14 protein-coding genes are annotated in these 15,192 nt (G+C 32.6%); 9 read left to right on the top strand and 5 right to left on the bottom strand.

Annotation, left to right across the window (positions count from 1 at the left end; translation table 11 throughout):
- Positions 1–94: 94 nt before the first annotated feature.
- Positions 95–1,114, top strand: a complete 1,020-nt coding sequence (locus tag H277_RS0109075; protein ID WP_019975270.1) for a helix-turn-helix transcriptional regulator — start codon at positions 95–97, stop codon at positions 1,112–1,114.
- Positions 1,115–1,217: 103 nt separating this feature from the next.
- Here H277_RS0109075 and H277_RS0109080 read toward each other — a convergent pair whose 3' ends face one another.
- Positions 1,218–1,559 (bottom strand): phage holin family protein, encoded by a 342-nt coding sequence (locus H277_RS0109080; protein WP_019975271.1) that lies wholly within the window; start codon positions 1,557–1,559, stop codon positions 1,218–1,220.
- Positions 1,560–1,688: 129 nt separating this feature from the next.
- Positions 1,689–3,224 (bottom strand): glycine--tRNA ligase, encoded by a 1,536-nt coding sequence (locus tag H277_RS0109085; RefSeq protein WP_019975272.1) that lies wholly within the window; start codon positions 3,222–3,224, stop codon positions 1,689–1,691.
- 233 nt (positions 3,225–3,457) lie between these two features.
- Between H277_RS0109085 and H277_RS0109090 the strand changes: the two genes are divergently transcribed.
- From H277_RS0109090 to H277_RS0109115, 6 genes are all read left to right on the top strand, one after another.
- Positions 3,458–3,925: a hypothetical protein gene (locus tag H277_RS0109090; protein WP_019975273.1), complete on the top strand. Its 468-nt coding sequence runs from the start codon at positions 3,458–3,460 to the stop codon at positions 3,923–3,925.
- 100 nt (positions 3,926–4,025) lie between these two features.
- Positions 4,026–4,475 carry an HYC_CC_PP family protein gene (locus H277_RS0109095; RefSeq protein WP_146810404.1) on the top strand — a complete coding sequence of 150 codons (450 nt, stop codon included), beginning with the start codon at positions 4,026–4,028 and terminating at the stop codon, positions 4,473–4,475.
- A gap of 125 nt (positions 4,476–4,600) precedes the next feature.
- Positions 4,601–6,847, top strand: coding sequence for a TonB-dependent receptor (locus tag H277_RS0109100; protein ID WP_019975275.1), 2,247 nt, complete (start codon positions 4,601–4,603; stop codon positions 6,845–6,847).
- 23 nt (positions 6,848–6,870) lie between these two features.
- On the top strand, positions 6,871–7,272 hold the full coding sequence (locus tag H277_RS0109105; RefSeq protein WP_019975276.1) for a heavy-metal-associated domain-containing protein: 402 nt from the start codon (positions 6,871–6,873) through the stop codon (positions 7,270–7,272).
- A 173-nt stretch (positions 7,273–7,445) separates the two neighbouring features.
- Complete coding sequence (locus tag H277_RS0109110) at positions 7,446–7,973, top strand: tRNA methyl transferase PRC-barrel domain-containing protein (RefSeq protein ID WP_019975277.1); 528 nt, start codon at positions 7,446–7,448, stop codon at positions 7,971–7,973.
- Between the two features lie 11 nt (positions 7,974–7,984).
- A complete protein-coding gene (locus H277_RS0109115; protein ID WP_019975278.1) occupies positions 7,985–9,766 on the top strand; it encodes an endonuclease in 1,782 nt (593 codons plus the stop codon).
- Between the two features lie 192 nt (positions 9,767–9,958).
- Here the strand turns inward: H277_RS0109115 and H277_RS0109120 are convergent, their stop codons facing one another.
- From H277_RS0109120 to rlmD, 3 genes are read right to left on the bottom strand one after another with little or no spacing between them, the layout of a single operon-like run.
- Positions 9,959–10,645, bottom strand: a complete 687-nt coding sequence (locus tag H277_RS0109120; protein WP_146810402.1) for a DUF6048 family protein — start codon at positions 10,643–10,645, stop codon at positions 9,959–9,961.
- Positions 10,599–11,198: a DUF6452 family protein gene (locus tag H277_RS0109125; RefSeq protein ID WP_019975280.1), complete on the bottom strand. Its 600-nt coding sequence runs from the start codon at positions 11,196–11,198 to the stop codon at positions 10,599–10,601. The genes H277_RS0109120 and H277_RS0109125 overlap by 47 nt, the downstream gene beginning before the upstream one ends.
- A gap of 16 nt (positions 11,199–11,214) precedes the next feature.
- Positions 11,215–12,633: a 23S rRNA (uracil(1939)-C(5))-methyltransferase RlmD gene (gene rlmD, locus H277_RS0109130; RefSeq protein WP_019975281.1), complete on the bottom strand. Its 1,419-nt coding sequence runs from the start codon at positions 12,631–12,633 to the stop codon at positions 11,215–11,217.
- Between the two features lie 324 nt (positions 12,634–12,957).
- Between rlmD and cysD the strand changes: the two genes are divergently transcribed.
- Together cysD and H277_RS0109140 are read left to right on the top strand one after the other, a co-directional pair.
- Positions 12,958–13,866, top strand: coding sequence for a sulfate adenylyltransferase subunit CysD (gene cysD / locus H277_RS0109135; RefSeq protein WP_019975282.1), 909 nt, complete (start codon positions 12,958–12,960; stop codon positions 13,864–13,866).
- 58 nt (positions 13,867–13,924) lie between these two features.
- Complete coding sequence (locus H277_RS0109140; RefSeq protein WP_019975283.1) at positions 13,925–15,157, top strand: sulfate adenylyltransferase subunit 1; 1,233 nt, start codon at positions 13,925–13,927, stop codon at positions 15,155–15,157.
- Positions 15,158–15,192 lie beyond the last annotated feature (35 nt).

Consider the following 15,192-nt stretch of genomic DNA (forward strand, 5'->3'; position numbering starts at 1 on the left):
AAATATTTTGAATAAAATTTAAAATAAAAATTTCTACGCAAATAGATTGCGTACTTTAAGTTGAAATTTGTAGTATTGAATAAATAAATCAACCATGGCAACCAATAAAATTGCATTAATTCGTTATCAAACCATCGATAAATGTCTTCAAAATCATTTCAGAAAATGGACGTTGGAAGATTTGATTGAAAAAGTTTCGGAAACCTTATACGAATATGAAGGAATAACTTCAGGAGTTTCGAAACGGACAATTCAAGGCGATATTCAGGTGATGCGAAGTGATAAATTGGGGTATAATGCGCCAATTGTTGTACGAGAAAAAAAGTTTTATGAATATGAGGATCATAACTATTCGATTCATAATTCACCGGTTTCTTCTGCTGATTTAGATAAAATGAAAGAAGTGATTTCGGTAATGAAGCAATTGAACGGATTCAACTATTTTGACGACATGAATGAGATTATCACACGTCTAGAAAATAATTTATCCAAACAAATACATCAACAGCCAAATTATATTCAGTTTGAAGAAAATCCATTGTTAAAAGGTTTGGAGCATTTGAATCGGTTGTATCAAGCAATTGTGAAGAAGCAACCTTTGTTGATTTCGTATCAATCATTCAAATCAAAAAATCAAGAGCCAAAACAACAAGTTTATTATCCTTATTTACTGAAAGAGTACCGTAATCGTTGGTTTTTATTGGCGAAGTCGAGAAAAGATAAAAATTTGTATACACTCGCTTTGGATAGAATGGTTGAATTCTATGAGTTAGCAAATGAACCATTTGTCGATGAGCAAGATATAGATTTTAATACGTATTACAATAATGTGATTGGAGTGACAAAAAGTGTAAAGGAACGGGAGCAGCGTGTTGTTTTTCGGGTGAAAAAAAAATTGGCTCCTTATGTTGTGACAAAACCGATTCATGCGACACAAAAAGTATTGGAAGTCACTGATGAAGGAACTTTATTTTCGATAGAAGTTATACATAATTTTGAATTGGAACGAGAACTTTTAGGTTTTGGAGAAGAAATGGAAATTCTTGCCCCAAGGCTATTGAAAAAAAGAATTAAAACAAGGTTAGATAAGGCATTGAATCAATATAAAAGATGATTCTTTTTTGAATGAGACTGTAGCGTCTAAAAAAAGAGATGATTAAAAAATAAAAAAAGCTGTCATTTAAGACAGCTTTTTTTATATGTGATAGTTTGTAAAATTAGTCTCCCATCATTCCTCCAACTAAAGAATTGACGATTGCTAAAACAACACCGAATAATAATGCGTACCAGAATCCGTCAACATGAAAGCTATCTCCCATTATCGCACTTGCTAATAAAATGATAATTGCTGTGATAACAAATGAAAATAGTCCCAATGTTAAAATTGTTACAGGTAAACTAATAAAATTCAATACTGGTTTTACAACCGCATTTAAAAGACCTATAACAAGTGCTACGATAATTGCAGAACCGTATCCTTTAACAGAAACTCCAGGTAAAACATTTGCTAGTCCAAAAACGACTAATGCTGAAACCAAAAGGTTAATAATAAAGCCCATAATTTGTGTTTTTTTAGATTAATATTTCTGATAAAATACAAAAGCTTTGCCAAATTGTTAAATTTTTTAATAAAAAAATAAAAAAGCTCAGAACTATCTGAGCTTTAGGGTTGTTGTATGTTTTTTTTCTTATAATTGTTCAAAAAGATATTTCATATTCACTTCTTTATCGATAATTGCATGTAATTCATCGATATGAACGCGTTTTTGTTCCATTGTATCACGGTAGCGCAATGTAACAGAATTATCATTTAGCGAATCGTGGTCGACTGTAATACAGAAAGGCGTTCCGATTGCATCCATACGGCGGTAACGTTTTCCGATTGAATCTTTTTCTTCGTACATGACATTGTAATCTAAACGTAGTTTTTTTACAATTTGTTCTGCAAATTCCGGTAAACCATCTTTCTTAACTAAAGGTAAAATAGCGGCTTTAATTGGAGCTAATGCAGCAGGTAAAGCTAAAACAACACGCTCAGAACCATCTTCTAAAACTTCTTCTTTTAACGAATTAGAGAAAACAGCTAAGAACATACGGTCCAAACCTACAGAAGTTTCTACAACATAAGGTGTGTACGATTCGTTTGTTTCGTTGTCGAAATATTGTATTTTTTTACCTGAATGTTGTTCATGTGCTTTCAAATCGAAATCTGTACGCGAGTGAATACCTTCTAATTCTTTGAATCCGAATGGGAATTTAAACTCGATATCAGCAGCAGCATTTGCATAATGTGCTAATTTTTCGTGGTCATGGAAACGGTAATTATCATTTCCTAAACCTAAAGTTTGGTGCCAACGTAAGCGTGTTTCTTTCCATTTTTCGTACCATTCCAATTCAGTTCCAGGTTTTACGAAAAACTGCATTTCCATTTGTTCAAATTCACGTTGACGGAAAATAAACTGACGAGCAACAATTTCATTACGAAAAGCTTTCCCAATTTGAGCAATTCCGAAAGGCAGCTTCATACGTCCGGATTTTTGGACATTCAAGTAATTCAAGAAAATACCTTGAGCCGTTTCAGGACGTAAATATAAATCCATTGCTTGATCTGCAGTTGCACCTAATTTTGTTCCAAACATCAAGTTGAATTGACGAACTTCTGTCCAGTTTTTAGAACCTGTTACAGGGTCAGCAATTTCTAATTCTTCGATTAAAGCTTTTACATCGTCTAAATCTTCATTTTCTAAAGATTTTCCCATACGTTGTAAAATGGTATCAATTTGTTTTTGATACTCTAAAACACGAGGATTTGTAGTAACAAATTGCTCTTTATCAAAAGTTTCTCCGAAACGTTTTGCAGCTTTAGTTACTTCTTTTTCGATTTTGCCTTCGATTTTAGCACAATGATCTTCAATCAAGACATCAGCACGGTAACGTTTTTTAGAATCTTTGTTATCGATTAAAGGATCGTTAAAAGCATCAACGTGGCCTGAAGCTTTCCAAGTAGTAGGGTGCATAAAAATAGCAGAATCAATGCCGACAATATTTTCGTGCATTTGTACCATTGCTTTCCACCAATATTGTTTGATGTTATTTTTTAATTCAGCTCCGTTTTGACCATAATCGTAAACGGCTGATAATCCATCATAAATCTCACTCGATTGAAAAATGAAACCATATTCTTTCGCATGAGAAACTACTTTCTTGAAAATATCTTCTGACATAATTAATTGTGTGTTCTTATTTAAAGTGCAATTTTAGTGAATTTTGATGATTAAAGTGGTATAATTTAATAAAATCATGAGGCTGTATGTTGTTAAGATAGTTTTTGAAAAATATATTAGCAGAAATATTTCGTTTCTCTTGTTCTTTGTCGAGCTCTGATTTTTCTTGATTGTTTTAAAGCTTCGTTTTCTTTGAAAAATATTAATTTTAAACAGTTAAAAAATAAAACCTCATGAAAAAGTTAATTCTTTCCGTTTTGATTTTAAGTTTTTATACAAGTTGTGATTCTAAGACTTCTTCTATACAACCCATAGAAAAGACAATAAAAGCAGAAGTAGATTATAAGGTAGCGGTTGATTTTATGAATGCTTATGTGAAAAAAACTTCGGATAATGAATTTGTAATGATGAATGATTTGTTAACGGAAAATTTTAAGAAAAGGTATGAAACAGTAATGGATTCTGCCTACAAAGTAGAACCTGAATTAGGATTGGGTTTTGATCCAATTGTTGACGGGCAAGATTTTCCAAATCAGTTTACGATTAAAAAAATCGATCAATCATCGGGATTTGTAACATTGCAAGGAGTAGATTGGCAAGAGTTTGAAGTTGTTTTGAAAGTGGTGACTGAAAATAATCAATCTTTGGTAGACGGTTCCGGAATCATAAATATACCAAAGATTAAACAGGCGAAACGGTAAAAACGGTAAGATAGATAATTCTATAAACTTTCAGGAAAATGATATAAATCTTCCATGATCTTTGTTTCGATTTTTTGTTTATTTTTGTCTTTATATGAAAATGCAACAGTACATAAAATATGTTTTGTCTCTGGTTTTGATTTTTTCAAATCTCAGTTATGCATTTTCTATGCATTTTTGTCAAGATGAAGTGGAGCATGTAAAATTGAATCACTTGGATAATGTTTTGAATAAAAAAGAGATGCAAATGTCTTGTTGTTCTCCAAAACAGAAGAGAACAAATCATTGTGAAATTCCGGAAGATACAAAGAAGCAAAAAGACGATTGTTGCAAAGATGTCTCGTATTCAGATAAGTTTGTAGAAAAACAAACAGTAAAAATACAAAAGCTTGTACCAATTTATTTTATTGCAACTGAGGTACTTCAAATTCAAAATATTTTAATAAACGATGAGGTAAACAATCAGTCGAGTTATCTCGTTTTTTATGTTGCCTCTAATGCACCTCCAAATTATATACTGAATTCTCAATTAACATTTTACGAAGGATAATAACTATTTTTTTTGATTCAATCAATCAGAAATCAATACGCTATTATTTGAATATTAAAGTATTTGATGAAATTATACTCAACAAGTACACAATAATAATAGGCATTATGCCTTAAATCGTAAAAATGAAAAAAATATTCACTTCAGTATTTATACTAAGTGCTGCGTTAACTTACGCACAATCTACTTTAAAAGGTCAAATTAAAGATCAAAATCAACAACCAATTGCCGGAGCCGAAGTATTCTGGCAAAATACAGATATCTCTGCTATTACAGATGAAAAAGGAAGTTTTGAGATTGAGAATTATCAACCAACAGCAGTTCTAGGTGTTTTTTATGACAATCAAACGACGACTTTTAAAGAATTGAAAGAGGAGTTTCAACATTTAACCATCAATGTAAAAGATCATTTTGGAGATACAACCTTAGGTGAAGTTGTATTGAAAGATACGAGTAGTTCTCTTAAAAAATCGAAGTTTGCAACCAACATGACCACAATGACAGGAAAAGAATTGTTGAAAGCAGCTTGTTGTAATTTAGCCGAATCATTTGAGACTAATCCTTCTATTGATGTTAATTTTTCTGATGCTGTTACAGGGAATAAGCAAATCAAAATGTTGGGATTAACGTCTCCTTATATTTTAATTGCAGAAGAAAATATTCCAAACGTCCGTGGTGCTTCGCAGGCTTTTGGGCTTAGTTTTACACCTGGAACTTGGGTAGAGAGTATTCAGGTGACAAAAGGAGCAGGTACGGTAATTAATGGTTACGAAAGCATTTCGGGACAAATTAATACGGAATTAATTAAACCTGCAGATGATATTCCGTTGTTTGTCAATTTATATGGCTCTACAGATGCTCGTTTCGAAGGAAATGTACACCTGAACAAAAAGTTGAATGATAAATGGAGCACTTCACTTTTCTTACACGGAAATGCACGCGTTGCAGAAAATGATATGAACGATGATGGCTTTTTAGATAATCCACTTGGTCATCAGGTAAATGTAATGAATCGTTGGCAATACCAAAATTTAGAAAAAGGTTGGGTAGGATTTTTCTCTGCAAGGTATTTGAACGATAGAAAACAAGGTGGTCAGGTTGAATTTGATAAAAATCGGGATAAGTTGACAACAAATTCTTGGGGATCGGAAATGAATACAAATCGTGTTGATTTATCTTCTAAAATAGGGTATGTTTTTCCGGAAATGCCTTATCAAAGTATGGGATTACAAACTGCATTTAGTTATCATAAGCAAGATTCTTATTTCGGATTGAATCAATATGATATCGAACAACAGAGCTTTTATGCTAATTATATTTTTAGTTCAATTATCAGCAATACAAAAAATAAATTCTCTACAGGAGCAAGTTTTACGTACGATAAATTTAAAGAATTTGTAGCGTTACCAACAGATGCAAATTATGATCGAATCGATAATTCGGTAGGGGCGTTCTTCGAATATACATTTGATAATATGAAGAACTTTAATATGATTGCAGGGCTTCGCGGAGATTATCATAACAGAATGGGGTTTTTCTTGACACCACGTTTACATACGCGTTATACTCCTGTAAAAGGAACGACGATAAAAGCTTCAGTCGGAAGAGGAAAACGTATCAATAATATATTTGCTGAGAATCAGAATTTATTTGCTTCTTCAAGGCAATTTAATGTGATTGGAAATGGAGGAGACATCTATGGTTTAGATCCGGAAATTGCATGGAATTATGGATTTAGTGTAACGCAGGAATTCAAATTATTTGGAAAAAATGCAGATATTACAGCAGATTTTTACCGAACAGATTTCGAAAATCAAATTGTAACCGATATTGATTATTCGGCTCGTCAAGTTCGATTTTATAATTTAGAAGGCGATTCGTATGCGAATTCATTTCAGTTTGATTTTAATTACAATCCATTTACGAATTTCAAAATTAGAGCCTCTTACAAATATTATGATATAGCAACTGATTATGAGAAAGGAAAATTGGAACGCCCATTGCAGGCGAAACATCGTTTCTTTACAAATTTAGAGTATGAAACACGTGAAAGAAATGGAAAAAACTGGCGCTTTGATGTCACTTATAATTGGATAGGTAAACAACGCTTACCAAATACGGCTGATAATTTACCGGAAAATCAACTGAATGAATATTCGAACCCTTTCGGAACAGTTAATTTTCAAATTACCCGTGTTTTCTCGAAACGTTTTGAAGTGTATGTAGGAGGTGAAAATATAACGAATTATCAACAGCATCGTGTAATTTTAGGAGCAGATAATCCATTTGGTTCTAATTTCGATAGTTCGATTGTGTATGCGCCAATTTTTGGACAGATGTATTATGCAGGATTAAGATTTAGCTTAAAATAGAAAATCATAAAAAATTATATAAGATGAAAAAATTATTAACCTTTGCTTTGGTAGCGACGTTAGGAATTAACGCACAAGCACAAAATAAAAACGCAAAACATGATTTACATGTGAAAGGAAATTGTGAACAATGTAAAGAACGTATTGAGAAAGCAGCTTATGGTGTAAAAGGAGTAAAAGTAGCAACTTGGGATGTTGATACGCATAATTTGCATATTGTTTTGAACGAAACAAAAAATAATTTAGATGCAGTGGAAAATGCGATTGTAGCAGTAGGGCATGACACAAATGCAAAACGGGCAGATGATAAAGTATATGAAAATTTACATTCGTGCTGTTTATATGAACGAGATGAAGCCGAAGGAGAGCATGTCACAGAAACATCTCAGAAAAAAGAAGAAGAGCATTCGAATCATCAACATTAGTATTCAATAAAGTAAAAAAGACATCTCAATGAGATGTCTTTTTTACTTTATTTCAAATATTTATTTAATTAATAAATGTTTATTACTTAACGTTTAATTAATATTAACATTCTATCTTTGCCATCCTTACTTTTTTTGAAACCTGAAATAAAATCACCCATAAAAATAGAAAAGTGAAGATTGGACAAATTGTAGAAATACCAAGAGAATCTCCTATTTATTTAAAGGAATTACCGTCTTTTCAATCCAAAGAAGAAGAACTTTTTTGGAAAATTGAACAACGGAATTATTCTTTGTTTGATGGGTTTATTGTGGGAGAGCACCAAGGAATTGAAAATTTTGAAATTGGACAACGTAAGGGGATAAATGTAAGCGGGAAAGAATTTCCTGTGTATGTTATAGGGATGGATGAGTTGGAAAATAGACTTTTTGTTGGACAAGGAAAAAATCACCCGGGACTTTTTACAAATGTTTTATACTTCACCGAAAGAAATATAAACTGGGTAGACGAGCCTATTTTGAAGAATATGATTGAAGTAGAAGTGACTTCGTCTCAATTAGAGTATAAAATGAATGCTATATTTTTTCGATTTGGGAAAAACTATTTTTTGGAATTTAAAGAACAAATTCCGTTGATTATTAAAAATTACACGATGGGACTTTCTTATGAAAATAAGAATGTTTTAATATTAAATAAATAATTGTTATTAAAATGAAATTGAAATTTACATTTTTATCATTTGCTTTAGGATTATTCGCACAAGCTCAAAAGGCTCCGGCGTATTACTCAAGCATTAATTTTACTAAAACAAAAAATGAGTTAAAAAGTGATGTCGCTAAATTGATTACTGATACTCATAAAAAAACTATTTCTTATAGTGAATTAAAAACATTATTAGAGCGCAGTGATATTGATCCTGATAACTCATCAAATTTACTTTTAATTTATGGTTCTCAAGCTTCCGGAACACATCAAAGAAGTCGATCTAAAAATGGTTCATGGAATAGAGAACATGTCTACGCAAAATCGAAAGGAACACCAAATTTAGGAACTTCCGGTCCGGGAGCTGACGGACATCACCTGCGTCCTGCAGATATCACGTTAAACAGTACAAGAGGAAGTCTACTTTTTGATGACGGTGTAGGGGTAATGGCAACAAAAACCAGCCGTGGAGGATGGTACCCGGGAGAAGAATGGAAAGGAGATGTTGCAAGAATTTTAATGTATATGTATGTAAGATACAATTCGAGAGCTTTACCTCTTAATATTACGTATGGACCAAGTACATATTCTTCAGATTTTCCTGATATTCTTTTAAAATGGAACGTGGAAGATCCTGTCTCTGTATTCGAAAAACAAAGAAATGATATAGTATCGAATACCCAAGGGAATCGAAATCCATTTATTGATAATCCTTATCTGGCAACAGTGATTTGGGGAGGGCCTAAAGCTCAAAATACATGGCCTGAGTCGTTTGATGGAAACGGAGGAAGTGAGACGGATACAGAAAAACCTTCTACACCAACAAATTTAACTTCAACAAATGTTACAACTTCTAGTGTAGCTTTAACATGGACAGCGTCAACAGATAATGTAGGAGTAAATGGATATGATATTTATGTAAATAATGTTTATAATTCTTCAGTTTCTTCTAATAATGGAACTGTATCAGGATTAACGTCTTCTACTTCATATTCTTTTTATGTTGTTGCAAAAGATAATGCCGGAAATAAATCGGATAATAGCGAAGTTATTCAAGTAACAACTAAAGATTCTAATACCGGAGGAGGTACAGGAGAAGGAACAAGCTGTGGTACAGAAGATTTTGAAAATATTCCTTCTACAGGTAGTACACCTCCAGCCTCATCTTATACAGATAGAACTTGGACGAATAGAGGAATAGTTTGGACTGCAACAAATGCAAGAACAGATAGACAGATTTATATTGATGGGGATAATAATAAAGCAATTTGTATAAGAAAAGGTACATTAACTTCTTCGACTATATCAGGCGGAATAGGTTCTTTATCTGTGAAAACATATTTACCATTTGCTGATTCTGAAGGAGTGTATACCTTAAAAATAAATGGAGTTGTAAAAGGACAGATTCCTTATTCGAAAACTGCAAAGACAACAACAATTGAAAATATTAATGTTGAAGGAGATGTGGTGATTGAATTGATTGACGAGACTTCGAATAACAGAGTTTCTTTTGATAATTTATCTTGGACATGCTATGAAAAATTAGGGACGGATGATTTGACAAAACAAAATAATAAATTGGTTATTTATCCAAATCCAGTAAAGAATCACGAATTTTTTATCAATGGAATCGAAGCGAATGAAACAATTCAAATATTCAATATTAATGGAGAATTAGTACAAACTATTCAACATGTGAATAATAATTCGAAAGTTAGATTGAATAAATTACCAAAAGGAGTGTATATTGTGAAAACAAAAACACAATCAAATAAAATCATTGTAAATTAATATTTTATCAATGAATAATATAAAAATAGTGATCAGAATAATTTCTGATCACTATTTTTTTGTTTGAATAAAAAAGTCGGAAGGTTTATTTTCCGACTATGAATTCTCGTAGAAGTGGTATTTTTAGTTTGTTTAATTCTCTATTTTAAGAAAATAGACTTTCTATTGTAAGGTATGTTAATTAGTTTTTACTTATTTAATCTTATAAGCAATTCCCCAAAAAACAGGCATATTGAATGGACCACTGTATTTACCGTAACCTGGAACGATTAAAGGTTCAATTCCCTGGTCTTTTTTACCACCAATGTACGCCGCTGGGTGTAGAGCTAATTCTCCATAAAAATTCTTGAAAATCTCTACGCGACCACCAATAACAGCCTCTATCCAATAACTGCTTACATTTGCTTTTGGTAGACTTCCTTTGTTGATAATTTCGTTTGATTGCAAATCACGGATAGGATAACTATTGACTGTTTGCGAATACTTTGAATAAGCAACACGCCCTCCAATATAAATTCCGTTGGATTGATTTTCTACATCTTGTGTGATAAACCAATTTGCTCCGGCTTTTGCAAAAATTCCATCTACATCTACATTCCAATGTATTTCATCGAATTTATTTTTTTCGAATCCGGCTTCTACAACGGCATGCCATTTCGTGTTGATTTGATAAGAAGCATATACACTTGCACCTTTTTTATCTTTAAAAGCTGCTACAATAGGGTTAAATAAATCTACACCGATAAAAATATCATGTTTTTTTTTCTTTGGAATAGAATCTGTAAGTGATACTTTAGTTGAGTCAGTTTTATTTACTTGCGCAAAAGCAAAACTAGTTGCGCTCGTCAGCAAAAAGCTTAATAATAGTTGTCGAACCATCTTTAATTTCAGTATTTACAGTTTCTATATTTTTTATCCAATTTCCAGAACTATTAGCAGTTTTTGTAACCAGTTTTACATTAGCACCTTTAAAAGTTAATCCAAAACCACAAGCTTTAGAAGTATAAGCATTTCCGATTGTATCGTATGTTAAAATCAAACGATCGCGTTTTGCACGGATCACAGTATCTTGCCCGGTCGCAGGATCTTTAATTTCTCTATCTTTACCTTGAGCAATGGTATAATAAATTTCTTTTTTCTTATTTTGACGAACCGGAGCGGCAAAAGTTGATTTCATATTTACAGAACCTTGATCAATTAATATAGTGTCTTCACTTGTACCAGTTAGGTTAGAATCTTTTAATACATAAGCCCAATAGAAAATAGTGTCCTCTAGTTTAGTTGTTTTGTCGATAGTGTAGTACATATCTGCAACCATGCGCGGAACTTCGCCTTCATCCGTGCAAATATCATCATCTTCGCAACTGTAAAATGAAAATGCGATGATAGAAACAAAGATTGAATAAGTGAGAAAATTTTGGATTTTTTTCATTTTTTCGGATTGAATTTTAAATTCGTTCTAAAAGTACAATATTTTCTACATGATGTGTTTGCGGAAACATATCAACCGGTTGAACTTTAACAATTTTATAGTGTTCTTTCATCAGTTCTAAATCGCGCGCTTGTGTTGCAGAATTACAAGACACATAAACGATACGTTTTGGATTCATGAATAAAATATTTTCAACTACTTTTTTATGCATTCCATCACGAGGAGGATCTGTGATGATGACATCTGGAATTCCATGTTGGTTGATAAAGTCTTGGTTTAAAACATCTTTCATATCACCACAATAGAAATCGCAATTATCAATTCCATTGAATTTTGCGGCTGCTTTTGCCGCATCAATTGCTTCTTGAACAGATTCTACTCCAACTACTTTTTTTGCTTTTTTCGAAACGAATTGCGCAATAGTTCCGGTTCCTGTATACAAATCATATACTAACTCGTTTCCGGTTAAACCTGCAAAATCACGTGTTAATTTATATAATTCATACGCCTGTTCCGGATTGGTTTGATAAAAAGATTTTGGTCCGATTTTAAAGTTCAAATCTTCCATCTTTTCCATAATATGATCTTCTCCGGCAAAAACCTGAATGTCTAAATCATAAACGGAATCATTTTGTTTCGGATTGATGGCATATAATAATGACGTGATTTCTGGAAATTTATTCTTTAAGTTTTGTAAGAATCCTTCACGGTTTTCTGTCTCTTCTCTGTAAAATTGTACCAAAACCATTACTTGCCCATTTTGAGAAGTTCTGATCATTAATGTTCTCAGTAATCCTTCTTGATTTTTTAAATCGAAGAAATCAAGATTGTGTTCTAATGCATAACGTTTTGCTTCAACACGAATCGCATTTGAAGGGTCGCGCTGTAGGTGACATTTAGTAACATCCAAAACTTTAGACCAAGCCCCGGGGATGTGGAATCCAACAACATCGCGGTCATCAAATTCTTTTCCGGATTGAATTTCTTCTAATGTTAACCAACGTGCATTAGAAAAAGTGAATTCTAATTTATTGCGGTAAAAATACTGCTCTTTCGAACCTAAAATAGGAATTATTTCTGCTGCTAAGTCTTTGAAGCCTCCAATTCGAACTAAATTATTAACCACTTCATCGTGCTTAAATTTTAGTTGTGCATCATAACTCATGTCTTGCCATTTACAACCACCACAAACTCCAAAATGTTCACATTCCGGTTGAACACGGTAAGGAGATTTCGTATGAATTTCAATTGCCTGCCCTTCTAAATAACTGCTTTTCTTTTTCAAAACATGTACATCTACCACGTCTCCTGGGATAGCACCTTTTATTAGAACTGTTTTACCTTCTTCTGTTTTACCTACCGATACACCTTTTGCACCAGCACGTAAAACTTCTATATTATTTAATATGATTTTTTGCTTTGCTTTTCTTGACATTTTGCAAAGGTAAGGAAGTCGCCGAAATATTCAATTTTTTATATTTCATGTAGTCAAAAACTTTGTTTCTTCATTTTTATTTTTACTTTTACAGAATAAAATCTATCGGATTTATAGATTATTATAGTTAAGTCTGTCTAAATAGAATATTATTTTGAGACGCAGAAATAGAGTAAAAATGAAAAAAATCGTATTTAATAGATCTATGTACTGTTCTTTGAAAGAAGGGGAATGTATCGTGGCATATTAAAATAGGAATAATATATCAAAAGCTCCTCTCAGTAGTTGAGGAGTTTTTTATTGTCAAAAACTAAGTTAGAAAGAATGTCTAGTCAAGAAAAAAATTATTTAAATCAATTAGAAGATGAAGCAATCTATATCTTGAGAGAAACAGCAGCTCAATTTGAACGGCCTGCATTGTTATTCTCCGGAGGAAAAGACTCGATTGTTTTAATTCACTTAGCTTTAAAAGCATTCCGTCCAGGAAAATTTCCTTTTCCCTTGGTGCATGTGGATACAGGGCACAATTTTCCGGAAGCTATCAAATTTAGAGATTATTTGGTAGATAAAATTGGTGAGAAATTGATTGTAGCTTCTGTAGAAGATGCAATTAAAAAATATAATCTGAAAGAAACTCCAGGTCGTTTTCCTTCTCGTAATGCATTACAAACATATGCTTTGCTAGATGTCATTGAAGAAAATGAGTTTGATGCATGTATAGGAGGTGCTCGTCGCGATGAGGAAAAGGCACGCGCAAAAGAACGTATTTTTTCTGTTCGTGATGATTTTGGCCAATGGGATCCGAAGCTTCAACGTCCTGAATTATGGAATATCTTAAACGGGAGAATTGAAAAAGGTCATAATGTACGTGTTTTCCCGATAAGCAATTGGACGGAATTGGATGTATGGAATTATATCAAACAAAATAATATCGAGTTACCTCATCTGTATTTTGCTCATGAACGTGAATGTATTGTCTACCATGATAAATTAATTGCAACTTCAGCTTTTATTCAGCCGAATGCGAATGATAAGGTTGTGGTAGAAAAAGTACGTTATAGAACAGTAGGCGATATGACTTGTACAGCAGCGGTACCTTCAGATTCGTCAACAATTGATGATATCATCAAAGATATTATCAATACACGAATCAGTGAGAGAGGGCAAACTCGTTTGGACGATCAATTGTCAGAATCGGCAATGGAAGACCGCAAGAAACAAGGATATTTTTAAGATAAAAAATTTGAAATTAAATTCTATAAAATCTATAGATATTAAGTAAGTAATAAAAATGAATACATTAAAATTTATAACCGCAGGTAATGTTGACGATGGGAAAAGTACACTAATCGGACGATTACTTTATGATTCGAATAGTATTCACACCGATCAATTAGGTGTATTGGAAAAACGAAAATCAAATAAGAATGAAGAAATTGATCTATCCTTAATCACGGATGGTTTACGTGCGGAACGCGAACAAGGAATCACGATAGATGTTGCGTATAAATATTTTTCGACAGCAAAACGCAAATTTATTATTGCTGATGCCCCCGGACATGAACAATATACAAGAAACATGATTACCGGAGCATCAAATTCAGAATTGATTATTATTTTGGTTGATGCGCGTAAAGGAGTTACTTCTCAGACGAAACGTCATGCTAGCATAGGGTCATTGATGGGAATTAAGAAAGCAATAATTGCAATCAATAAAATTGATTTGGTTGATTATTCTCAAGATGTTTTTGAAACGATAAAAAGTAGTTTTCAAGATATCCAAGATCAATTGAATTATGATGAAGTAACATTTATCCCAGTTTCGGCTTTGGTAGGCGATAACATTGTAGAGAAATCTAGTAAAATCCCTTGGTATAATGGAGAAACGTTATTGTATCAATTAGAAAATATTTCAATCGAATCGGATAAAAAATTACCAGCTCGTTTTCAGGTTCAATGGGTCATTCGTCCAAAAGATGAAGCACATCATGATTATAGAGGTTATGCAGGGCAAATTTTAAGCGGAACTTATCACGTTGGAGAGTCAGTTGTAGTTTATCCTGCGAATATAGAATCTAAAATCGTGAAAATTGAACGCCATTTAGAGGAAGTTCAACAAGCAGAAGCTGGTGAAAATGTAGTTGTGCATCTTGAGCATGATATTGATATAAGCCGAGGAGATACCATAGTAAAAATTTCTGAAGAACCTCAAAGATCTAACGAACTAAAAGCTTGGATTTGTTGGCTAGATAATAATGCTATCCAACAAGGAAAAACATACGTCTTGCAACATCGTTTTCATTCAGTTCGAGCAAAAATTAAAAGAATTGTACAACAATGGGATATTAATAATTTTGAATTTATTCCTTCAGATGAAATCAAATTGAACGATATCGGACAGGTTGAGTTGAAAACCAATCAGCCTTTATTCTTCGATTCTTTCAAAGAGAATATCAAGACAGGAAATGCTATTTTAATTGATGAAACTACAAAAAATACGGTAGCAGCCTTGATGTTTTATTGATGGTTTTTAAAAATTATGTGTGCAAATCATGTAAG

The sequence above is a fragment of the Empedobacter brevis NBRC 14943 = ATCC 43319 genome (genome assembly GCF_000382425.1).
GTDB lineage: Bacteria > Bacteroidota > Bacteroidia > Flavobacteriales > Weeksellaceae > Empedobacter > Empedobacter brevis.